The sequence below is a fragment of the Cetobacterium sp. ZOR0034 genome (assembly GCF_000799075.1).
Lineage (GTDB): Bacteria > Fusobacteriota > Fusobacteriia > Fusobacteriales > Fusobacteriaceae > Cetobacterium_A.
In genome coordinates, this window is record NZ_JTLI01000067.1 from 1 (window position 1) to 22166 (window position 22166).

Here is a 22166-nt window from a genome sequence, read left to right on the forward strand (position 1 = left end):
TTGTTAATGTCCTTTTCCATAATTCTTGTCGGCGGTGTTTCCCGCTGACAAAAATTATAGTACCATAAATTTTAAAATAGGTCAACAACTTTTTTTATTTTTTTAAAATTTGTTTTTCTTTTATACTTAACTCCTCAGCATATACAAGGTTTTCTTCCACTAATTTTTTTAAAACATCTAAGTAAAATTTTTCACCTAAACTGTATTTTAAAGTTTCACCATATGCCATTATCAGAGGAACATATTCCTCTTCTAAAAATCCTTCAGGATTTTTTCTTCTAAATGAAGAGCTCATTGACAACTCTTTGTTTATGCATGGCGTATCATAGTAATCTTCTATTGTAAATCCAGTTGTGAAATCATCAGGTACTGTTATATACAATACGGACTTATCCTCTTCTGAAATTATATCTATAGGCCACAAACTACAAACCAAAGGTTTTTTTTCTACAATCTCTTTTGCTCCTAAATTATTTTCTAAACATATAGAATGTAAAGAGCATAATACCGATTCATTTGAAGGTTTAAAAGAGCACGTACATAATGACACTTCATTTTCAACTAACTCATCAGGAACAAGACAATCATCTTTTTTTATGCTTTCTATTATCTCTTCAATTTTAAAATCATTTTCTAATAAAATATCAATATTTTTAGTTTTCTCATTATATTTTTGAATGTTGTCTAAAATAAATTCTCTCGTTGTATTCTCATAGATAGTTGGATTATCTGCACAACATGGATCTTGACATTTAAAACAATCAAAATTGGCCAAATTCGAAAAAGAACTGTAATCAACAAAGGCTTGGTAACGCTCCCCTCTTACCACAACATCTGTTTTCAGCACATCTACTCTTTTAAAATGTTCTCTTAACATCTCCTCTCTTTCTTCACTAACCTTATAAACCTGCTCACCTTTTGGATGATTTAAAAATAAAAAATAGTTCATAACATCTCCTTAAAATTATTAAATATATTAATTTTATTCTAACATAAATTCCGTTTTTTTTACAATTTTTATAATTATTCAAATTAACTTCTAATTATGTGTTGTTTTTATCTTTTACTTATAGTAATATATCTACTATAATATATTATTATAGTATAGGTACAGGAGGCATCACTTTGAACAAAAAAATAGGACTACAACCCGGAACTCTTTTGTATACTGGCGATCGTCATATTACAACTGAGATTCCCATAACTCATTATACTTACAACCACGAATCTTTTAAAAAAAATACTTTTATTTTTAAAGATAATCTTTTAGTTGAGCTTCACCCATCTCATGTTAACTGGCTAAATATTGGTGGTATCCACAATACTGATCTTATTAAAAAAATTGGAGAAGCGTTCAATGTTGATTCTTTAATTTTAGAAGATTTACTTAATAGTTCTCAAAGACCAAAATTAGAAATTAGAGATGAATATATCTTTATCACTCTAAAAATGATTTCTCCAGCTAACGACAAACACAAATATGAGTATGAGCAAGTTTCATTTATATTATTCTCAAACTTGCTAATTACTTTCCAAGAAAATCCATTTGATGTTTTTGACAACATTAGAGGAAGAATAGAAAAAGGAAGCGGAAGATTAAGAAACAAAAAAGAAGGATATTTAACTTACTCTTTAATTGATAGAATAGTAGATAACTATTTTTTAATCATCGAAGATTTAGAAGAGAGAATTGACGACTTAGAAAGTAAGGTTACTACCGATCCTAAGAAAAAAGATTTTGACGATATTTTAGAATTAAAAAAAGAACTTCTAAAGTTCAGAAGAGCTTTAGCCCCACTAAAAGAGGTTTCAGCAAAATTTAAGGATTCTGACATTCAAGAATATCTAGGTGAGGATACAGATATCTATTTAAGAGACTTACAAGATCATATCGTTATAGCAAACGAATCTAACGATGCTCTTTTTAATCGTGGAAATGAACTTTTACAACTTTATCATTCTACAATCAGTACTGGAATGAATGAAATTATGAAAGTTTTAACTATGATTTCAACAATATTCATCCCTCTTGGATTCTTGGCAGGACTTTACGGAATGAACTTCGAATACATCCCTGAATTAGGATGGAAATATGGTTACTTCACACTTTTAAGTATTATGGGTCTTATAATTTTAGGAACCGCTGTTTTCTTCAAAAAGAAAAAATGGTGGTAAAAAATTAATTTATAACATTTATTTTAAGGAGGTTTTTCCAAATGGAACAAACATTAGCAACTTTTATTAATGAATTTACAGCTGCAATAGCTAAGTCAGCTCCTATTTTCATTAAAAAAGTAATCTTTCTAGCCATCTTATGGACTACTTACAAACCAGTTAAAGGCTTCTTAATGAAGGCCTTCAACAAATTTTTAGCTCTAAAAAAATTAGATGAACTTCTTATTCATTTTTTAGAGTCATTCTTAAATATCATAATAATTATTTTCTACGGGTTAAATGTTATTCAAATTCTAGGTATTGAAATGACATCAATTATTGCTCTTCTTGGATCTATCGGTATCGGTATCGGACTTGCTCTTAAAGGAAGTTTATCTGATCTTGCTGGTGGAATGCAAATACTTGCCTCTAGATACTTTACTAAAGGAGACTATATTGTAACTTGTGGCGTTGAAGGTATCGTTCAAAGAATCACTTTCCTTTATACTGTTTTACATACTGTGGACAATAAATTTGTTGTTGTTCCTAACGGTAAACTTTCAGGAGAGGTTATTATAAATGCTGGAGCTAACAATGAAAGAAGAGTAGATTCTGTATTCTCTGTTTCTTATGACACATCAATCGATAAAGTAAAAGAGATTCTTACTCAAATAGCTAAAGAACATAAACTGATACTTCAAGAAAAAGATATCTTTGTTAGACTAAGCAAGCATAACTCTAGTTCTCTTGATTTTACAATGAGAGTTTGGGCTAAAAAAGAGCACTATTGGGATGTATTTTTCGATTTACAAGAACTTGTTAAAAAGAAATTCGATCAAGAAGGAATCGAGATTCCATATAACAAACTTGACGTTTACCAAAAATAGAAAAAAGAGGCTAAAATCTAGCCTCTTTTCTTATATATTTTTATCTATTTTTTAATAAACTTTTTCCTGGAATTCCTGGTTTTGTCATTTCAAACGGATTTAAAATTATATCTAATTCCTCTTTTGTTAATAACTTTCTTTCTAATATTAGGTCTACCACAGAAATACCTGTTTTTATAGATGTTTTAGCTATATCAGCTGCATTTTTATATCCTATATGTGGATTTAATGCTGTTATCGTTCCAACACTCATATCAACTAATTGTTGACATCTTTCTTTATTTGCAGTTATTCCAACTAAGCAGTTATCAATTAGAGTATTCACTCCATTTTTTAATATCTCAATTGATTGGAATAAATTAAAGAACAATACTGGTTCAAATACATTCAATTCCAATTGTCCAGCTTCTGCTGCTTTAGTTACTGTTTGATCATTTCCAAAGATTTGGAAACAAACTTGATTCATAACCTCTGGTATAACTGGATTTACTTTTCCTGGCATAATTGACGAACCTGGTTGCTGTTGTGGTAAGTTTATCTCTGCTAAACCAGTCTTTGGACCAGAAGCCATAAGTCTTAAGTCGTTGCACATCTTAGACAAGTTCACTGCTGTAACTTTCAGTGCTGAAGATAACCATACAAAACTATCTAAATTTCTTGTTCCATCAACTAAATCATCTGCTTGAACAAAATCAACATTTGTTACATCTGACAATATTCTAACTACATCTTCAACATATTTTGTATCCGCATTTATTCCAGTTCCTACAGCTGTTGCTCCCATATTAACTGTTTTTAAATCTTCTAACGCAATTTTTATTCTTTTTATATCTCTTACAACTGGCTGTGCATAAGCTTTAAACTCTTGCCCTAATCTTATTGGCACTGCATCTTGCAAATGTGTTCTTCCCATCTTTATAACATTGTCAAATTCAGTACTTTTCAATAACAATGTTGAATTTAATCTCTCTAGGCTTTTCAATAACTCTTCTGACATCATTTGTAAAGCTAACTTACCTGCTGTTGGAATTACATCATTTGTTGATTGGCCATAATTTACATGATCATTAGGATGAACTTTATCATATTTTCCTAATTCACCACCTAATATTTCACCAGCTCTATTTGCGATAACTTCATTTATATTCATATTCATAGATGTTCCTGCTCCACCTTGAATAACATCAGTTATAAATTGATCCATGAACTTCCCTGATATAATCTCTTCTGATGCTTTAACTATAGCAGTAACAACATCTTCCTCTAAAACTCCTGCTTCTAAATTCGCAATTGCAGAAGCTTTTTTTACATATGCTAAAGCTTTTATAAAATCATTTCCTAGTCTATACCCCGTAATATGGAAATTATTTTTTCCTCTCAATGATTGAACCCCATAATAAGCATCTACTGGAACTTGTAACGTTCCTATCGAATCACTCTCTAATCTAAATTTTTCCAAAATCTTTCACCTTCCCTTTATTTTCCCCAGAACTTCAAAACTTTAAAATAAAATTTTCATTTTTATTCTTTTTGAAAATAAACATTTCGTTCTTTATCCGTTCATTTGTGCTTTCTTGTTTTAAAGTATACTGTTTTTTTTGTAAAAGTCAAGTGTTTTTTGTGAACTATTTTTAGATTAATTTTATTTCAATAGAATAAACGTATCTTCTTTCGTAACCTCTTCTTTAGCTTCGAAATATTCTGGATTTTCAGCCTCAAGTTTTTTTAGTTTTAATAGCGTTCTTCCTAAATGGTGCTCTAACATCCCTCTCAACTTATCTATATCCCTTTTTTCTAATGCAGCTAAAATCTCTTCATGCTCCTCTACAACCGAAATATCACTTGTTTTATTTTTAGCGTTTAAAACTCTTACCCTTTGGTAATGTCCTGTCCCATTTGATGCTAGCTCCCATAATCCTGGTATCTCTGCTTTCTCAAATATCATTTTATGAAAATCATTATCCATCTTATGAAACTCTAAATAATTACGATTCCCTTCACAATATACTCTTTGCATTTTTATATTTGTTCTTAAATCCTCCACAAATTCATCATCTAAATTTTCAACCACTCTTTCAAATGCTGCTGTTTCTAAGGCTACTCTTAAAACTTTTGCTTCTAACACTTTTTGAGCACTAATCTTCGTTACAAAAGTACCTTTCTGTGGAATACTTTCTATAAGTTGATCATGCTTTAATAATATTAAAGCCTCTCTTATAGGTGTTCTGCTCATTCCTAGCTTTTCCCCTATTACTTTCTCGCTCAATTCACTTCCAGGTTTTAAATTCAATTCAAATATATTTCTTTTTAAAATTTTATATGCATAAGCTGAGTTGCTATTTTCTCTTGACATACAATTCCTCCTTGTTTATTTTTTCACATATTTTCGCGCAAGATAATATATCTTTATAATAAAATATACTAGTCATTTTGTCAAACTCAATATTTTACCATAAAAAAACAGAGTGATATACACTCTGTTTTAAAAATCTATTTTTGATTATAATTCAAATCCATAAGGTAACAACTCTTCCATAGTCATTATCTTATAATCTCTTTTTAAGTTTCCAAGTATAATTATTGTATCATCATTCGCAAACTCTTTTATAACCTGTCTACATGCACCACAAGGACTCACTGGACCTGTTGTATCTGCCACAACAGCAATCAACTTTATTTTTCTCATCCCTTTACTCGCTGCAGCAAAGATAGCACTTCTTTCAGCACAATTAGAAAGTCCATAAGATCCATTTTCTATATTAGCTCCCGATGTCTCTTCTCCGTTTTCATCTACTAGTATTGCACCTACTTTAAAATTTGAATATGGGGCATAAGCTTTTTCTCTTGCAAGAATAGCTTTATCTACATACTCTAAAATTATTTTTTCATCAAGTGTTTTCATCATATTATTACTCCGCAATACTTTCTAGTGCTATTTCTATCATATCTTTTAAAGTCGTTTGTCTTTCTTGAGATGTTGTTTCCTCTCCTGTCACTAATGAATCAGAGATTGTTAAAATTGTTAACGCTTTAGCATTATATTTTGCAGCTATTGTATAAAGAGCTGCTGTTTCCATCTCAACGCATAAAACACCAAATTCTGCCCATTTTTTGTAAGATTCAAAATTATCACCATAGAACTCATCTGCCGTTAAAACATTCCCTCCTTTAACAGAGATTCCCTTTTTTGCAGCTGCATTTGCTGCATTCATAAATAATCCAAAATCTGCAGTTGGGGCATAGTCTGCTCCACCAAATCTAAGTCTATTCATTCCTGAAGTTGTTGATGATGCCATCGCTAATATTACGTCTCTTATCTTTACATCCTCTCTATAAGATCCTGCAGTTCCAACTCTAATAAGATTTTTAACTCCATATTCTCTAATCAATTCATTTACATATATAGAAATAGATGGAACACCCATTCCTGTCCCTTGCACTGAAACTCTTTTCCCTTTATAAGTTCCTGTATATCCATACATTCCTCTTACTTCGTTATAACAAAAAACATCTTCTAAAAAAGTTTCTGCTATCCATTTTGCTCTTAACGGATCTCCTGGTAACAATACCGTTTCTGCTATTTCTCCTTGCTTTGCTCCTATATGTACACTCATCATATCCTCCTATTTTTTACTTTTTTATTTTGTTATTTTTTGAGCAAAACTTCCTGCTAAGTCAGTTCTACCTAATAAAAGTTCCTCTATCGTTGCGGCTATCGTCGAGAATCCTTCCAATATTTCCAAATCTACACCCTGTTTCATATTTTTACCATATACTAAAACAGGAATATACTCTCTCGTGTGATCACTTCCCTTATACGTCGGATCACATCCATGGTCTGCCGTCAGTATTAAAAGCTCGTTCTCTTTTAAATTTTCTATAATTTCAGGAAGGTAGTTATCAAATTCTTCTAAGGCCAATTTATACCCCTTAGGGTCTCTTCTATGTCCAAATTTCATATCAAAATCAACAAGGTTTGTAAAAATAATTCCTTTAGTATCCTTTTTAAGTTCATCTATCGTTTTTAAAATACCATCTACATTATCTTTGTTTGTACCTCTGCTTCTTGTTAAACCAACACCAGCAAATATATCACTAGTCTTTCCTATTCCAATTACATCTAGTTCTGAATTTTTTATTCTATCTAACATACTCTCTTTTGGAGGTTCAACCGAGTAGTCATGTCTATTTGATGTTCTCGAAAATTCTCCAGCTTTTTTTCCTACAAAAGGTCTTGCTATTACTCTAGCTACCGGAGACATCTCACTACAAATTTCTAAAGCTTTTTTACAAGCATCATAAAGTTCATCTAAAGATACTAACTCTTCATTAGCTGCTATTTGAAACACTGGATCTGCTGATGTATAAACAATCCAAGCTCCTGTTGCTAGTTGCTCTTCACCATAAACATCTAAAACATCTGTTCCAGAGTATGGAAGATTACACAGAACTTTTCTTCCAGTAGCTTTTTCAAAAGCTTCAATTGTTTCTTTTGGGAATCCGTTTGCATATGTCGGAAAAGCTTTCTCTTGAACTATTCCTGCTATTTCCCAGTGCCCTGTCGTTGTATCTTTTCCTTTTGATAGTTCAGAAGCCTTTCCAAAAGCACCTGTAGGTTTTTCAACAGAATCTACTCCTAGAATTTCAGCAATATTACCTAATCCCATTTTTTCCATATTCGGTAGATTTAATCCACCTGTTGTAAGAGCTATATTAGCTAAAGTATTCGTTCCTTCATCTCCAAACTCTTTAGCATCTGGTAATGCACCTATTCCTGCACTATCTAACACTATTAGAGTAACTCTATCTAGTTTTTCCATTTCATTCACTCCTTTTCTATAAGGTAACAAAAGGCTGATCAAATTGATCAGCCCCCTTTTATTATTTATCGCTAACTTTGATTTCTCCAGCCATCAATTTAGCTTTAATTTCTTCAAACTTTTGAAGTTTTTCAGCACCGATTATCTCTTTTGTAAACTCGAATTCAGTTACTCCAACTCCATTTTCTTTCGCTCCATAAACAGATAATCCTGATACGAACTCTCCATTTGTTAAAGCTTTAACTGTATCGTAAACTCCAACATCAACATTTTTTAACATAGATGTTAAAACTGTTCCTGGTTCTACTCCATCTTGGTTTGAGTCAACACCGATAGCGAAAACTCCCTTTTCTTTTGCTGCTGCGATAACTCCCATTCCTGTTCCACCAGCTGCATGGTATATTACATCTGCACCTTGGTTAATTTCAGAAATAGCATTTTCCTTTCCTCTAACTGGGTCATTGAAAGGATTTGGTCCTGTTGTATAAACTGAGAAGAATTTAACTCCTGGTTTTACATACTCTGCACCTTGCTTAAATCCTACTTCGAATTTTTTGATTAAAGGATTTTCCATTCCACCAACAAATCCAACTGCATTATTTTTTGTCATTAATCCAGCAATAACTCCAACTAAGAAAGATCCCTCTTCCTCTTTGAAAACTAACGATTTAACATTTGGTAAATCTACTACATCATCAATCATTAAGAACTTTACATCTTGATAATCTGCTGCTACAGTTCTAGCTGATTCTGTCATTTGGAATCCAGTAGCTATTATTAAATCATATCCAGCCTCTGCATACTCTCTTAAGAACTCTTCATCTTCTGCAGGTGAAGCTGGTTCTACATATTTAAATTCAATTCCTAAATCTTTTTGTGCTTGCTCTAACCCTCTGTAAGCCGCATCGTTAAACGACTTGTCTCCTAATCCTCCAGTAGAAAGAACGATTCCCACTCTAAGTGGCTTTGCTGCAAATAATCCGATTGCTAACATCATAGACATAACAAAAGTAACTATTTTTCTCATTAATACCCTCCTAAATAACTTTATACTAGCTAGATTTTAACATATTCTTAACCTATTTCAAAGAAAAATTTACTATTTATTTCATCATTTTTCCTAAAGTATATATTAATTCATCGATTACTTTGTTCTCATCGTTATTTTTTATACCGGATACAACACATTTTCTTAGGTGATCTTCTAAAATAAGCTTAGCTATTCCATCTAAAGCAGCCTTAGCTGAAGATATTTGATTAAGAACATCATCACAATAATTATCTTCTTCAATCATTCTTTTTATACCTCTTATCTGCCCCTCTATTCTATTAGCTCTAGCTATCATTTTTTTCTTGTCACCACACAATTTATTTGGACACTCTTCTGACATCAAACTCCTCCTATATATGCCTTTTATAGGGTATCCCCCTATAAAAGGCATATTATCATATAAATAAAAAAAAATCTACTTTTTTCAAGTAGATTTTTTTATTTTTCAAGTTCAACAGTTACTTTCAATCTTTTTAATCCTGTTTGAATTGCTTTTATTTTAAACTTACTAATCCCTTTAATTTCTAACAGTTCTTCTATCGAAGCCTCTTGTACTTTAGATAAATTTCCATAATTATTAACTATTTTCTCTATATCTCTCTTAGTTAATTTAGTTATTTTATCTAGAATTCTATATCCCTTTGGCGTTACTCTGTTTCCTAAAGCAGAATAAGTTTTTCCATAATCTAATACTGCTGATAACTTTTCAAGTTCTTTCAATTCATCATCTGTTAGCTTAGAAAGTCTATCTGTTATCTCCTCTAGATCAAACGGTGCATTAGAATAGTTCCAATAATCTCTAAGGAAATCCTCTTTCTCACTTTCTATATCTTGAATTAAATCATTAAGATGTAATTTTACAAGTCTTCCATCTACACCTAACTCTGTCATATAGTTATTCATCTCTTGGAAAATTCTTGTTACCTTTTCAAATCTTTGAAGAACAACTGTAACCTCATAAAGCGTTACTAAATCATCTAATTCAAGAATAGTTAAATTCCCTAACGCTTTATCTAATACAAAACGATAACGCTCTAAAGTATTTAATCCTTGTGATGCTTCTCCCATAAGATCTGTTGTGCTTCTAAGTCTGTGTTTCATCTCACCTTTATAAATTGTTACAACTTTTTTTCTTTCTGACACTGCTATGACTAACTTATCTGTTTGCTTTGCAACTCTTTGAGCTGTTCTGTGTCTTGTTCCACTTTCATTAGTTGAAAATCTCATACTCGGTTGTAAATGAACATTAGCCGAGTGTATCTTTGTGATATCAGAGTCTAAAATTATAGCTCCATCCATTTTACATAATTCAAACAATTTTTCAGGTGTATATTCACAATTTATTTCAAACCCACCATCCATTATTTTTTGAACCTCTGGATCTAAGCCAACAACTATAAGCGCTCCCATTTCACCATCTAAAACATTATAGATCCCCTCTCTTAACTTTGTCCCTGGAGCCAACAGAGAAAGAATCTCTAAGAATTCTGGGTTATTCATCTTTACTCATCCTCTCTAAAAATTCTTCTAAATTTTTTAAATATATTATTTTTAATTTATAACTATTTTTTTCAATCTCTTTTCTATTAGCTTCAGGCACATATACACCTTTGAATCCTAACTTCTCTAACTCTCTTAGTCTTCTATCTATGAAAAATGCTTTTCTAATCTCTCCTCTTAATCCCAATTCACCGATAGCTGCTATTTTCTGGCTTATAGCTACATTTCTATATAAAGAAACTATTGATATTAAAGCACCTAAGTCTGCTGCTGGATCATTTATTGAAAGTCCACCTGGAATATTGATAAAAAGATCCTTCATTCCTAAATTCATTCCCATTCTTTTTTCTGCGATTGCCGTCAAAATTTGCATTCTATTTCTGTCAAACCCTTGAACAATTCTTTTAGGAATTCCTATTGTACAATCTGTCAACAAAGTCTGAATCTCTAATAAAAATACTTTCGTTCCTTCTAATACAGGAACTACCATACTACCTATATTTTTCTCATCTCTTTCACTCAGGAAAAACTCTGATGAATTTTTTACTTCATGTATACCTGTGTCCTCCATACTAAAAACAGCTAATTCATTTGTAGATCCAAATCTATTCTTCAAACTTCTCAAAATTCTATAGAATAATCCCTCTTCTCCTTCAAAATGAAACACCGCATCAACCATATGCTCCAATAGTTTTGGTCCTGCAACTTTTCCATCTTTCGTTATATGACCCACTATAAAAAATGACACTTCATTTTTCTTAGCAAGCTCTATTATTTTCAAAGTACATTCCCTTATTTGAGTTGGAGTTCCTGGAATAGAATCCACCTCTGAATTATACAGTGTTTGTATAGAATCAACAATAACTATTTTTGGTTTTTTTGTAATAACATACTCATATATACTCTGAATATCAGTTTCTGACATCAAATATAAATTTTCAGAATAAATACCTAATCTCTCTCCTCTTGATTTTATCTGAGCAGGTGATTCCTCTCCAGATACATACAGAACATCTCCATACTCTGTATACTCCTTAGCTGTTTGAAGTAATAATGTTGATTTTCCAATTCCTGGATTTCCAGTTATCAAAACAACCTCTCCTTTAACAAGACCTCCACCCAATATTCTATCAAATTCAGATATCTTAGTTTTATATCTAAAGTTTTTTTCTATTTGAACATTAGCAAAGGAAACTACTTTGTCTTGAAGATTTTGAAGTGAGCTAGCTGAAGATTTTATACTTTTAGCTGCAATTGGAGATACCTCTATCTCCTCATCAAATGTGCCCCATTCTCCACAACCTTCACACTTACCCATCCACTTTATAGTTTTATATCCACATTCACTACAAACGTAAAAACTTTTTGCCTTTGCCATAACCGAACTACTCCTTAACCCTTTTTTTTATCCTCTCAATTACATTTTCATCTAAATAATTATCTAGTTTCCCATCATACAAAGCCAACTCTCTAACTATAGATGAACTTACATATAGATATTCCTTAGATGATGGAATAAAAATTGTCTCTATCTCTCCTTCAGATATATCATAGTTCCCATAGGCAAGTGATAACTCATATTCATAATCAGTTACAGCTCTAAGGCCTCTAATTATATAATTACATCCTATCTCTTTCATATAATTTGCTAAAAGGCCACTATGATCTACTACTTCTATATTCTCAATATCTTTCAATACCTCTTGAACCATCTCTTTACGCTCTTCTAAAGTAAACATAGTTTTTTTAGAACTGTTATTCAATACTGCTACAATTAATTTATCACACATTTTACTTGCTCTTTTTATTATCTCAGAATGCCCTTTTGTAATAGGATCAAATGTTCCTGAATATAAAGCCAACTTCATCTTTACACCTAACTTTCCAATATTATCTCATAATCTTTTAAAGAATCTCTATTCTTAGTACTTATCTCTATACTTTTTCCTGATTTTTGTAAAAGAGCTTTTATAAAATCTAGATATATACTCTCTATCTTCTCTTTCACTGTTTCTTTTGTTATAATTTTAACTTTTTTTATATCTTTCTCGTCTACAATCTCTTTAAGCTCTTTTATTATATTTTCTACAATAGCTCTACTACCCTTTATCTTTCCTGTTCCTTTACACATAGGACATTCATCTTGGAAATAATAAGATAATGGTTTACCCAATCTTTTTCTTGTCATTTCAACTAATCCTAAATCTGTGAAATGAATAATATTTGTTTTAACTCTATCTTTGGCTAAATTTTCCTCCAACACTTTTAAAACTTTTACCTTATCCTCTTCTACTTTCATATCTATGAAATCTATTATTATAATTCCACTTAAATTTCTTATACGAAGCTGTCTTGCAATCTCCTCTGCAGCCTCTATATTTGTTTTAACAACAGTTTCTTCTAAATTCATGCTTCCAATATTTTTACCTGTATTCACGTCTACACTTACCAAAGCTTCTGTTTTCTCTATAACTATAGAACCTCCACACTCTAGCATTGTCGTAACTTCAAGAGATTTCTCTATCTCTTTTTGAATACCATATTTATAGAAAATCTCCTCTTTTTCAGTATAGAGTTTAATCTTCATCTTCGGAATGCCTTCACTAAAAGCTCTCACATAATCGATAATCTCCCAGTATACATCCTCATTATCTACAATTATCTCATCTATGTCATTACCTATTATATCTCTTAAAACTTTACTAACTATTCCATTATCTTTATATAAAAGTTCACCTGGTTTTGCTTCTTTTATTTTAATCTCTATTTCTTCCCATTTCTTTATCAGATATTGCAACTCTTTTTCAAAATGGTATATACTTTTTCCTTCAGCGGCCGTTCTTATTATAACACCCATTCCTTCAGGAACTATCTCAGAAAAAAGCTTCTCTAAACGTTCTCTTTCAATCTCATCCTTTATCTTTTTCGAAATAGCGATATGATTGTTATTTGGCATTAAAACCAAAAATTTACCAGGAATCGTATAGTGAGTTGTTACTCTCGCTCCTTTACTTCCTCTAGGATCACTTAAAACTTGGACTACAACTTCATCCCCTACATTTAAAAGTTCTTCTATAGGTTTTATACTATTTACTATCCCAGTTAAATACTTCTCTTCAAAATCTCTCAAATCCTTAACATATAAAAATCCATTTTTCTCTAATCCAACATTAACAAAAGCTGACTCCATTCCAGGAAGAACATTTGCCACTTTCCCTTTATAGATATTTCCATTTAAAGTTCCTTCGCCCTCTCTTTCGATATGAACTTCCATAACTTTTCCATTTTCTAAAACTGCTGCTCTTGTTTTAAATCTATTGGTATTTATTACTACCTGGTTCATCTATCTCTCCCCTAAGAACCTGTTTCCACGGGTAAATCACTTCATTTACTTTAATTGTATCTACCTCTAATGTATTGTTTATTTTAATCTTAAAATCTTTTCCTAACTTCTCTTTATTGACCTTATTTATACCAACAATTCTGGAAACATTCCTTTCATTAGTTTCTACATCCAATTTTTTTTCTATTTCTAATATACTTTTTAGAAAATCATAATATATCTCTCCAACTACAAGCTCTCTAAAAGCTGGATGGAAAGGTCCCCCTAAAACATTTTCGTCGTCATTTAAATCATCCGTCGGTTGCAATCCAACTCTTACTATATTAATATCATTATAATCTAATAATGAATATATTTTTTTACATCTTTTTACTGCCTCACCTAGTGTTAATGGTGTGTAGGTACCTGCTTTAAACATATCAGCCATCTCAGTTTCTTTTATAACTAGAGTCGGATATATTCTAGCTATATCTGGTTCTAATCCTACTGTTTTTACAGCACTTATATAGTCACTCTCATCTGTCGATCCTGGTAATCCCAACATCAACTGGATTCCTAATTCAATTTCTGCATCTTTTATCAATTTTGAAGCTGTATAAACTTTTTCCATCGGATAAAACCTATGTGTTTGTTTCAATACATTTTCGTCTAAAGATTGAACTCCTAACTCTACAGTCGTAACTCCATATTTTTTCAGCATCTTAACTATCTCTTCATCTATATAATCTGGTCTAGTAGAAAGTCTAATTCCATCAACTAATCCATTTTTTATATATTCATAAACTACAGATAGATATTCTTCTTGTAATTTTATAGAAATTCCTGTAAAAGTTCCACCAAAAAAAGCCACCTCTTTCTTGGATTTTTTTGGAAGAGTTTTTAAGTATGTTTCAATTATATTTTTTATATCATCTGTAGTTACATCTGTTTCTCTACCATTAATCTTTTTCTGATTACAAAAAACACAATCATTTGGGCACCCAAAATGACTTATAAAGATTGGAATATTATAGTGTTTCATAAAGTTTTACTCCTAACTTTTTGCAGATATCTTTTGCTGCAGATTGCTCGGCACTTTTTTTATTTTTCCCTTTTCCATATCCTTTTAAATCATCTTTTATAATTGCAACAACCTCAAAAACTTTTAAGTGGTCTGGTCCTGCTTCACTTACAACTTGATATGTTGGTATTATTTTATATTCTTTTTGACTATACTCTTGTAAAATTGTTTTAAAATCTAAAATATCCTCATTTTCATTTACATGCTCAATTGGATGTCTTAAATATTTCATAGCTATATCTTTTGTTGTTACAAAATCAGAATCTAAATATATCGCTCCTAATATTGCCTCAAATACATCTCCTAATATAGAGTTTCTTTCTCTTCCACCAGTTAACTCTTCACCTTTACTTAACATTAAGTATTGTCCAAAATCTAATGTTTTAGATATTTTTGCTAATACAGGTTCACTAACTACCATAGCTTTCAGTTTTGCTAAATCTCCCTCTAGTGCATTTGGATACGTCTTGTATAAATGCTCTGTAACGATAAGATCTAGAACTGCATCACCTAGCAGCTCTAGTCTTTCATTGTTTAATTTTCTATATTTAGCGTGTTCATTTCCGAAAGATCTATGGATAAGTGCATTTTTTAATAGGTCTTTATTTTTAAAGTTGTATCCTATTTTATCTTCTAATTCTAGATATGATTTTTTCACTTATCTCTCTCCCTTTATTTACTATTTATATTTTCTCATTGCTATTACAGCATTATGTCCACCAAATCCTAATGAACTTGACATTCCAACTTCGATATCTCTTTTTATCATTTCGTTTGGAGTGTAATTCAAATCTAAAGCCGGATCTGGATTATCTTGATTTATTGTTGGAGGTACTACTCCTTCAGCAATCGATAACGCTAAGATAACTCCTTCAATTCCTCCTGCTGCTCCTAAACCATGCCCTGTAGCTCCTTTTGTTGAAGATATGTTCATAGTGTAAGCCGCATCACCGAATGCATCTTTTATCGCCGCTGTTTCATTTCTATCGTTTGCTGGTGTTGATGTTCCATGTGCATTGATATATCCAACCTCTTCAGGTTTAATATCTCCTTGTTCCATAGCCATTACAAAAGCTCTTACAGCTCCTTCTCCACCTTCTGCTGGTGAAGTTATATGGTAAGCATCACAAGTTTCTCCGTATCCTACAACTTCAGCATAGATTTTTGCTCCTCTAGCTTTTGCTGATTCTAACTCTTCTAAAATAAGAATTCCTGCTCCCTCTCCCATTACAAATCCATCTCTATCAGCTGTAAATGGTCTTGAAGCTCTTTGTGGATCGTCATTTCTTGTAGATAAAGCTTTCATATTTGCAAATGCATTTATAGCAAACTTTGTTATACAAGCTTCTGTTCCACCTGTTATCATAGCATCTGTTTTACCAGATCTAATCATCTCAAATGAATCTCCTATTGAATGAGTTCCTGCTGCACACGCTGTTACTACAGCTTTATTTGGACCCTTAGCTCCAAAGTATATTCCTACGTTTCCTGAAGCCATGTTATTAATCATAGCTGGAATTGTAAACGGAGATATTCTTCTAGTTCCTTTTTCTAGCATTGTTCCATATTGCTCCTCAAAAACTTCGATTCCTCCGATTCCAGACGATACAATTGTTCCAACTTTAGTTGCGTTATTTTCATCTATAACAAGTCCTGAGTCTTCTAATGCCATTTTTGTAGCGGCAATAGCAAACTGAGTATTTCTTGCTAATTTTTTTACCTCTTTCTTTTCGATTCCAAATTCTGTTGGATCAAAATCAGTAACCTCTCCTGCTATCTTAACGGCACTCTCTGTTGTATCGAAAGATTTAATCTCATTTATTCCACATTTACCAGCTTTTATAGCATCCCAAGATTTTTCCGTTCCAGTTCCTAGTGAAGTTATTAAACCAACTCCTGTTACAACTACTCTTCTCATTATCCTATCCACCTCTTTGTTATTTTTCCAAAAAATATAACTAAAGGGGTACTTTCATACCCCTTTAAATTTATCTTACTTATTTGCCTCAATGTAGTTTACAACATCTTGTACAGTTTTTATTTTTTCTGCATCTGTATCAGGAATTTCTACGTCGAACTCCTCTTCGAAAGCCATTATTAATTCAACTGTATCTAATGAATCCGCTCCTAAATCCTCAACGAAGTTCGCTTCTAAAGTTACTTGATCTGCGTCTACTCCTAATTGCTCTACAACTATTTCTCTTATTTTATCTAACATATGTTTTCCTCCTGATTTTTTTATTATTTATATTAATATATTAGCAAATTTAATATATTTTTTCAAGTTTTATAATCTTTTAGATTACACTAAATCTGAAAGCTTTTCGATATTGATCACTTCGATCTCTTTATCGATTTTTTTGATTAAACCATTCAATACTTTTCCTGGTCCAATCTCATATATCTTTGTTACACCTGCTGCTTTTAATGTTGTAATTGTGTCTACCCATTTTACAGGTCCAAAGCTTTGTCTATACAGTTCATCTTTTAAGTCTTCAACCGAAGTTATCTCTTTAGCTGTTGTATTAGCGATTAAAACTACTTCTGAATTCTTAAATTCGAATCCTTCTAACGCTTCTTTTAAAATCTCTCCTGCCGGCTTCATTAGACTTGAATGGAATGGTCCTGAAACAGCTAACTCCATAGCTCTTCTTGCTCCTGCTTCCTTTAATACTATACAAGCACTTCCTATAGCTTCCTTTTCTCCAGCTATTACAGTTTGTTTCGGTTCATTGAAGTTTACTGCCTCAACAACCCCAGCTACACCCTTTAAAGTCTCAACTATTACATCTGAATCAAGTCCTAATATCGCTGCCATAGTTCCAGCTACCTCAGCTGACACTTTACTCATAGCCGCTCCTCTTAAAGATGTTAACTTTACTGCATCCTCCATTGATAAAAATCCAGCTGACCCAACAGCTGCATACTCTCCTACAGAGTGTCCTGCTACGAAATTTGGTACAATACCTTTCTCTCTTAGTAGTTTCTCTAAAACTAAGCTCATTGCAACGATAGCTGGTTGAGTATTTTTAGTATCTTTTAACTCCTCTTCACTACCTTCAAACATCACTTTTTTTAAATCAAAATCTAAGCTAGAAAATATTTTATCAAACTCACTTTTAGCTAAATCGTTATTCTCATAAAGTTCTTTTCCCATTCCAACATATTGCGTTCCTTGTCCTGGAAAAACAAAAGCTATTTTACTCATATTAACTCCTTTTTTTATAAATAACACATGTTTTTTTAATATACCATATTCTTTTTCTTATGTCAATTTTAAATTTAGTAAGACCATTTTAATATCATAGAAGCGTACGTTAACCCCGCTCCAAATCCAGTTAAAGCTATTGTATCTCCCTTTTTTACAAGACCTTTTTCCAATGCTTCTCCTAACGCTAACCCGATTGATGCAGATGATGTATTTCCATATTTATTTAAGTTTAAATAGAACTTTTCCATTGGAATCTCTAATCTTTTTGATGCTGCTTCTATTATTCTACTATTAGCTTGATGTGGGAATACCATGTCTAAATCGCTTGGAGTTAATCCCGCTGCTTCTAAAGCTTCTAAAGTTGCCTTTGGTAAAGCTTTAACCGCAAATTTAAATACATCTTGCCCTTTCATTTGTAAGAAGTTTGATCTCTCTTCTAAAACTTCTTGACTTAAAGGTTTTCTAGTTCCTCCTGCTGGAGTTCTTAATGCACCTTTCACATCCGCTTCTGCTCCTAAGAATTGTGATATCATTCCATATCCATCTTCTACTTCTGCTACAACTGCTGCTGCTGCTCCATCACCAAATAATACACAAGTATTTCGATCTTGCATATCTACACACTTCGAAAGAACTTCTGCACCTATAACTAAAACTTTTTTATTCATTCCTGATACAACTAATGCTTTTGCCATAGTTAAAGCATATACAAATCCACTACAAGCCGCATTTATATCTACTGCCGCAGCATTTACAGCACCTATTAACTCTTGAACAACACAAGCCGTACTTTGAATTGGATAATCAGGCGTAGTTGTTGCTAAAATTATCATATCTATATCTTCTACAGGAACTCCTGCTTTTTCTAAAGCTACTTTTGCTGCCTCAGCTCCTAAATCAGATGTAGCTTGAGTTTCACTAGCAAATCTTCTTTCTTCTATACCAGTTCTAGTTCTAATCCACTCATCTGTTGTATCTATAATTTTTTCAAAATCAAAATTTGTCATTACATTCTCTGGAACATAAGTTCCTAATCCTATTATACCTACATTTTTAAGCTTCATTGTTTCCTCCTTCGCTTTGTTTCATAACCTCTGTTAATCTATCTATAAATTTGTCTTCTGCAAACTTATTGGCAACCTTTAAAGCATTTTTAATCCCTTTCGCCGACGAATTTCCGTGAGCCTTTATCGATATTCCATTTATACCTAAAAATAGTGCTCCACCATATTCTGAAGAATCTAATTTGGTTTTCAATTTTTTTAAAATAGGCATCAATAAAAGTGCTCCTATTTTTCCTAAAAGACTTTTTCCTATCTCCTCTTTCAAAATAGAAAATATAAATTTGGCCGTTCCTTCAGCTGTTTTTAGTACCATATTTCCTGTGAATCCATCCGCGACAATGACATCTACTTCTCCATCCATCATCTCTCTACTCTCTATATTCCCAGCAAAATTAATATCGTTATTATTTTTCAACAAATTGAAGGCTTCTCTGGTGATTTCATTTCCCTTTCCCTCTTCTGTTCCAATATTTAATAATCCAACTTTTGGATTGCTTACTCCAAACATCTCTTCATAATAAAGAGAACCCATTGTTGCGAACTGATTTACAAACTCCGGTCTACAATCAGCATTAGCTCCAACATCCATTAAAACTATATCTCTTTTTTTACTAGGGAATATCGTCGTAATAGCTGGTCTTAAAACACCTTTTATCCTTCTCAACTTCAATTGACTTGCACTTATTAGTGCACCTGTATTTCCTGCTGATACCGATGCTTGAGCCTCTCCTGATTTAACTAGCTCTAACATTCTATTCATAGAGGCATCTTTTTTTGTTCGAACTGCCGTCATAGGATCATCTGTCATCTCTATAACTTCTCTCGCATCAAAAATCTCTACTCTGTTTTTATCGTATGTATATTTCTTTAACTCTTCTTCTATTTTTTCTTTCTGTCCAACTAAAATCACAGTCAAATTTTGTAATTCCTCTAAAGCTTGAACTGCTCCCTTAACTGTTTCAAGAGGTGCAAAATCTCCACCCATGGCATCTAAAGCGATTCTCATAATTTCTCCTCAATATATATATATAATTATTAACTATTATAGCATATTTTAAGAAATAAAAAAAAGCAAGATTTAACTATCCCGCTTTTTTTTATAAGATATTACTCTACTTCTGTAGCTAATACTTGCTTTCCGTTGTAATCTCCACATGCAAGACAAATTCTGTGTGGTCTTCTTGGTGATCCACATTTGTCACAAGTTGCTAAAGTAGAACCTGTTAATGCGTGGTGAGATCTTCTCATGTTTTTCTTAGCTTTTGAAGTTTTCTTCTTAGGTACTGCCATCTTAGTTTCCCTCCTAATACAATCATATTTAAAAATTTAAAATTTTATGTCTAATAATTGCTGCCACCTAGGGTCAACGTCATCTTTCGAGTATTTTTCTACTTCAGAAGTATCTGAACACTCTGGAAGACATGCCTCATATTGTGACAAATCAAGTATTATATATTCTCTTACCAGATCAGAGATATTTATCTCGCTATTTAAAGCTTCTTCAAAGTGTTTATCACCAAACTCTTCCTCTGGCTTCAGGCTTGAAGTATACTTAGAATACTCTTTTGGATCTAGATATTCTGCTCTAAAATCTCCTTGGATTAAAGGCTCTATCTCCGTAAGACATCTAACACATTCTAACCTTAGTACTGTTCTATAAGATCCTTCAACTACATAACCATTATCGTCTTTAAAAGCTCTTCCTCTAATAGTTACACCTTCTGGAGTATCTATAGAATCTATAGTTTTTTCAACATAATCAAAGGTAACCTCTGATTCATTAATAATTTCACTAAGCTTTATTATCAATGTTATCCTCCTTATAATTACAATACCTTAATATTTTACTAGTTTTTTTAGAGGTTGTCAAGTAATTTTTCTTAACAACCTTTTATAATTTTATACGTTAAATAAAAACTCCATTAAGTCTCCATCTTTAACGATGTACTCTTTCCCTTCTAGTCTAAGAACTCCTGCTTCTTGAGCTCCTTTCCATCCAGAATACTTTATGAAATCTTCATATCCTACAACTTTCGCTCTAATAAATCCTCTTTCGAAATCTGTATGAATCTCTCCAGCTGCCTTTGGTGCTGTATCTCCGATTCTTATAGTCCAAGCTCTTACTTCTTTAACTCCAGCCGTGAAATAAGTTTGTAGTCCTAATAACTTAAATCCAGCTCTTATCAATCTGTTTAATCCTGGTTCTTCTACTCCTAAAGCTTCTAAGAACTCTTTCTTGTCCTCGTCTTCCATCTCTTGTAACTCAGATTCAACTCTTGCAGATACTACTACTACTTCCGCTCCTAAGTTAGCTGCATAATCTTTTACTCTTTCAACATATTCATTTCCTGTTGCTAAGTCGTCTTCTGAAACATTAGCTGCGAACATCATTGGTTTCTGAGTTAAAAGTTGGTAAGTTCTTATTAACTCTTGCTCTTCTGGTGTTAAAATTAAAGTTTTTAACATTTTATATTCATCTAAGTGTGCTTTACACTTTTCTAAAACTGGCATTAAAACCATAGCTTCTTTATTTTTAGATTTAAATAACTTTGATTGTTTCTCGATAGCTTTTTCGATAGTTTCCATATCAGCTAAGATTAACTCTCCATTTATTATTTCGATATCTCTTATTGGATCTACACTTCCACTTACGTGAATGATATTTTCATCTTCAAAACATCTAACAACTTGACATATTGCAGCTGTAGTTCTGATATTTGATAAGAATTTGTTTCCTAACCCTTCACCTTTTGCTGCTCCTTCAACTAAACCAGCTATATCTACGAATTCAACTGTTGCATTTTGAACTCTTTGAGGATTAATTATTTTTGATAACTCATCTAATCTTGAATCTGGAACTGTTACCATTCCAACATTTGGTTCTATTGTACAAAACGGGTAGTTTGCCGCTTCCGCTGCTCCAGCTTTTGTTATTGCATTAAACAGAGTTGACTTTCCAACATTTGGAAGTCCTACTATTCCTATACCTATCATCTTAGAGATTCCTCCTGAAATTTTATTTTACTTTAGATTTTACCACATCTCTAACCTTTTGTAAATAAAAAAACCCTCACTT

The 22166-nt window shown here is 32.1% G+C and carries 24 protein-coding genes; 2 read left to right on the top strand and 22 right to left on the bottom strand.

Annotated features, from left to right (window positions below; translation table 11 throughout):
- Positions 1 to 94: 94 nt before the first annotated feature.
- Positions 95 to 949, bottom strand: a complete 855-nt coding sequence (locus tag L992_RS11120) for a hypothetical protein (protein ID WP_047384007.1) — start codon at positions 947 to 949, stop codon at positions 95 to 97.
- Positions 950 to 1125: 176 nt separating this feature from the next.
- Here L992_RS11120 and corA point away from each other — a divergent pair, with 176 nt between their 5' ends.
- Together corA and L992_RS11130 are read left to right on the top strand one after the other, a co-directional pair.
- Complete coding sequence (gene corA, locus L992_RS11125; RefSeq protein WP_052191811.1) at positions 1126 to 2175, top strand: magnesium/cobalt transporter CorA; 1050 nt, start codon at positions 1126 to 1128, stop codon at positions 2173 to 2175.
- Between the two features lie 41 nt (positions 2176 to 2216).
- Entirely contained in the window at positions 2217 to 3041 is an 825-nt protein-coding gene (locus L992_RS11130; protein ID WP_047384006.1) for a mechanosensitive ion channel family protein, read from the top strand.
- Between the two features lie 40 nt (positions 3042 to 3081).
- Here the strand turns inward: L992_RS11130 and L992_RS11135 are convergent, their stop codons facing one another.
- The 21 genes from L992_RS11135 to ychF form a co-directional block, all read right to left on the bottom strand.
- Entirely contained in the window at positions 3082 to 4500 is a 1419-nt protein-coding gene (locus L992_RS11135) for an aspartate ammonia-lyase (RefSeq protein ID WP_047396316.1), read from the bottom strand.
- 183 nt (positions 4501 to 4683) lie between these two features.
- Positions 4684 to 5394 (bottom strand): GntR family transcriptional regulator, encoded by a 711-nt coding sequence (locus L992_RS11140; RefSeq protein ID WP_052191810.1) that lies wholly within the window; start codon positions 5392 to 5394, stop codon positions 4684 to 4686.
- A 147-nt stretch (positions 5395 to 5541) separates the two neighbouring features.
- Positions 5542 to 5943, bottom strand: a complete 402-nt coding sequence (gene cdd, locus L992_RS11145; RefSeq protein WP_047396340.1) for a cytidine deaminase — start codon at positions 5941 to 5943, stop codon at positions 5542 to 5544.
- Between the two features lie 7 nt (positions 5944 to 5950).
- Positions 5951 to 6655, bottom strand: coding sequence for a purine-nucleoside phosphorylase (gene deoD, locus L992_RS11150; RefSeq protein WP_047396319.1), 705 nt, complete (start codon positions 6653 to 6655; stop codon positions 5951 to 5953).
- A 24-nt stretch (positions 6656 to 6679) separates the two neighbouring features.
- The gene (locus L992_RS11155; protein ID WP_047396321.1) at positions 6680 to 7861 is read right to left on the bottom strand and encodes a phosphopentomutase; all 1182 of its coding nucleotides are present in this window, start codon (positions 7859 to 7861) and stop codon (positions 6680 to 6682) included.
- 61 nt (positions 7862 to 7922) lie between these two features.
- Positions 7923 to 8888 carry a BMP family protein gene (locus tag L992_RS11160; RefSeq protein ID WP_047384003.1) on the bottom strand — a complete coding sequence of 322 codons (966 nt, stop codon included), beginning with the start codon at positions 8886 to 8888 and terminating at the stop codon, positions 7923 to 7925.
- 76 nt (positions 8889 to 8964) lie between these two features.
- On the bottom strand, positions 8965 to 9252 hold the full coding sequence (locus L992_RS11165) for a metal-sensitive transcriptional regulator (RefSeq protein ID WP_052191809.1): 288 nt from the start codon (positions 9250 to 9252) through the stop codon (positions 8965 to 8967).
- A 98-nt stretch (positions 9253 to 9350) separates the two neighbouring features.
- Complete coding sequence (gene disA / locus L992_RS11170; RefSeq protein WP_047384002.1) at positions 9351 to 10412, bottom strand: DNA integrity scanning diadenylate cyclase DisA; 1062 nt, start codon at positions 10410 to 10412, stop codon at positions 9351 to 9353.
- The gene (gene radA / locus L992_RS11175) at positions 10405 to 11790 is read right to left on the bottom strand and encodes a DNA repair protein RadA (RefSeq protein ID WP_047384001.1); all 1386 of its coding nucleotides are present in this window, start codon (positions 11788 to 11790) and stop codon (positions 10405 to 10407) included. The genes disA and radA overlap by 8 nt, the downstream gene beginning before the upstream one ends.
- Before the next feature lie 7 nt (positions 11791 to 11797).
- Positions 11798 to 12280: a pantetheine-phosphate adenylyltransferase gene (coaD, locus tag L992_RS11180; protein WP_047383999.1), complete on the bottom strand. Its 483-nt coding sequence runs from the start codon at positions 12278 to 12280 to the stop codon at positions 11798 to 11800.
- Positions 12281 to 12288: 8 nt separating this feature from the next.
- Positions 12289 to 13755, bottom strand: a complete 1467-nt coding sequence (locus tag L992_RS11185) for an Rne/Rng family ribonuclease (RefSeq protein ID WP_047396324.1) — start codon at positions 13753 to 13755, stop codon at positions 12289 to 12291.
- Positions 13727 to 14776 (bottom strand): elongator complex protein 3, encoded by a 1050-nt coding sequence (locus L992_RS11190; RefSeq protein WP_047383996.1) that lies wholly within the window; start codon positions 14774 to 14776, stop codon positions 13727 to 13729. The genes L992_RS11185 and L992_RS11190 overlap by 29 nt, the downstream gene beginning before the upstream one ends.
- On the bottom strand, positions 14763 to 15473 hold the full coding sequence (gene rnc, locus L992_RS11195) for a ribonuclease III (protein ID WP_047383994.1): 711 nt from the start codon (positions 15471 to 15473) through the stop codon (positions 14763 to 14765). The genes L992_RS11190 and rnc overlap by 14 nt, the downstream gene beginning before the upstream one ends.
- A gap of 21 nt (positions 15474 to 15494) precedes the next feature.
- Positions 15495 to 16733, bottom strand: coding sequence for a beta-ketoacyl-ACP synthase II (fabF, locus tag L992_RS11200; protein ID WP_047383992.1), 1239 nt, complete (start codon positions 16731 to 16733; stop codon positions 15495 to 15497).
- Positions 16734 to 16808: 75 nt separating this feature from the next.
- Positions 16809 to 17033, bottom strand: a complete 225-nt coding sequence (acpP, locus tag L992_RS11205) for an acyl carrier protein (protein ID WP_047383990.1) — start codon at positions 17031 to 17033, stop codon at positions 16809 to 16811.
- An 84-nt stretch (positions 17034 to 17117) separates the two neighbouring features.
- Complete coding sequence (gene fabD, locus L992_RS11210) at positions 17118 to 18023, bottom strand: ACP S-malonyltransferase (protein WP_047396326.1); 906 nt, start codon at positions 18021 to 18023, stop codon at positions 17118 to 17120.
- Positions 18024 to 18097: 74 nt separating this feature from the next.
- A complete protein-coding gene (locus L992_RS11215; protein ID WP_047396328.1) occupies positions 18098 to 19090 on the bottom strand; it encodes a beta-ketoacyl-ACP synthase III in 993 nt (330 codons plus the stop codon).
- Positions 19080 to 20096, bottom strand: a complete 1017-nt coding sequence (gene plsX, locus L992_RS11220; protein ID WP_047383985.1) for a phosphate acyltransferase PlsX — start codon at positions 20094 to 20096, stop codon at positions 19080 to 19082. Before plsX ends, L992_RS11215 begins: the two co-directional genes overlap by 11 nt.
- A gap of 101 nt (positions 20097 to 20197) precedes the next feature.
- The gene (rpmF, locus tag L992_RS11225) at positions 20198 to 20380 is read right to left on the bottom strand and encodes a 50S ribosomal protein L32 (protein ID WP_047383983.1); all 183 of its coding nucleotides are present in this window, start codon (positions 20378 to 20380) and stop codon (positions 20198 to 20200) included.
- A gap of 36 nt (positions 20381 to 20416) precedes the next feature.
- Positions 20417 to 20899, bottom strand: a complete 483-nt coding sequence (locus tag L992_RS11230; RefSeq protein WP_052191808.1) for a DUF177 domain-containing protein — start codon at positions 20897 to 20899, stop codon at positions 20417 to 20419.
- Between the two features lie 90 nt (positions 20900 to 20989).
- A complete protein-coding gene (gene ychF / locus L992_RS11235; protein WP_047383979.1) occupies positions 20990 to 22084 on the bottom strand; it encodes a redox-regulated ATPase YchF in 1095 nt (364 codons plus the stop codon).
- Positions 22085 to 22166: the final 82 nt, after the last annotated feature.

Bases quoted from the DNA above. Each gene is read 5' to 3' on its own strand.
- L992_RS11120 (WP_047384007.1), bottom strand. From the start codon at position 949: ATGAACTATTTTTTATTTTTAAATCATCCAAAAGGTGAGCAGGTTTAT.
- L992_RS11130 (WP_047384006.1), top strand. From the start codon at position 2,217: ATGGAACAAACATTAGCAACTTTTATTAATGAATTTACAGCTGCAATA.
- L992_RS11140 (WP_052191810.1), bottom strand. From the start codon at position 5,394: ATGTCAAGAGAAAATAGCAACTCAGCTTATGCATATAAAATTTTAAAA.
- cdd (WP_047396340.1), bottom strand. From the start codon at position 5,943: ATGAAAACACTTGATGAAAAAATAATTTTAGAGTATGTAGATAAAGCT.
- deoD (WP_047396319.1), bottom strand. From the start codon at position 6,655: ATGAGTGTACATATAGGAGCAAAGCAAGGAGAAATAGCAGAAACGGTA.
- L992_RS11155 (WP_047396321.1), bottom strand. From the start codon at position 7,861: ATGGAAAAACTAGATAGAGTTACTCTAATAGTGTTAGATAGTGCAGGA.
- L992_RS11160 (WP_047384003.1), bottom strand. From the start codon at position 8,888: ATGAGAAAAATAGTTACTTTTGTTATGTCTATGATGTTAGCAATCGGA.
- L992_RS11165 (WP_052191809.1), bottom strand. From the start codon at position 9,252: ATGTCAGAAGAGTGTCCAAATAAATTGTGTGGTGACAAGAAAAAAATG.
- disA (WP_047384002.1), bottom strand. From the start codon at position 10,412: ATGAATAACCCAGAATTCTTAGAGATTCTTTCTCTGTTGGCTCCAGGG.
- radA (WP_047384001.1), bottom strand. From the start codon at position 11,790: ATGGCAAAGGCAAAAAGTTTTTACGTTTGTAGTGAATGTGGATATAAA.
- coaD (WP_047383999.1), bottom strand. From the start codon at position 12,280: ATGAAGTTGGCTTTATATTCAGGAACATTTGATCCTATTACAAAAGGG.
- L992_RS11185 (WP_047396324.1), bottom strand. From the start codon at position 13,755: ATGAACCAGGTAGTAATAAATACCAATAGATTTAAAACAAGAGCAGCA.
- L992_RS11190 (WP_047383996.1), bottom strand. From the start codon at position 14,776: ATGAAACACTATAATATTCCAATCTTTATAAGTCATTTTGGGTGCCCA.
- fabF (WP_047383992.1), bottom strand. From the start codon at position 16,733: ATGAGAAGAGTAGTTGTAACAGGAGTTGGTTTAATAACTTCACTAGGA.
- acpP (WP_047383990.1), bottom strand. From the start codon at position 17,033: ATGTTAGATAAAATAAGAGAAATAGTTGTAGAGCAATTAGGAGTAGAC.
- fabD (WP_047396326.1), bottom strand. From the start codon at position 18,023: ATGAGTAAAATAGCTTTTGTTTTTCCAGGACAAGGAACGCAATATGTT.
- L992_RS11215 (WP_047396328.1), bottom strand. From the start codon at position 19,090: ATGAAGCTTAAAAATGTAGGTATAATAGGATTAGGAACTTATGTTCCA.
- plsX (WP_047383985.1), bottom strand. From the start codon at position 20,096: ATGAGAATCGCTTTAGATGCCATGGGTGGAGATTTTGCACCTCTTGAA.
- rpmF (WP_047383983.1), bottom strand. From the start codon at position 20,380: ATGGCAGTACCTAAGAAGAAAACTTCAAAAGCTAAGAAAAACATGAGA.
- ychF (WP_047383979.1), bottom strand. From the start codon at position 22,084: ATGATAGGTATAGGAATAGTAGGACTTCCAAATGTTGGAAAGTCAACT.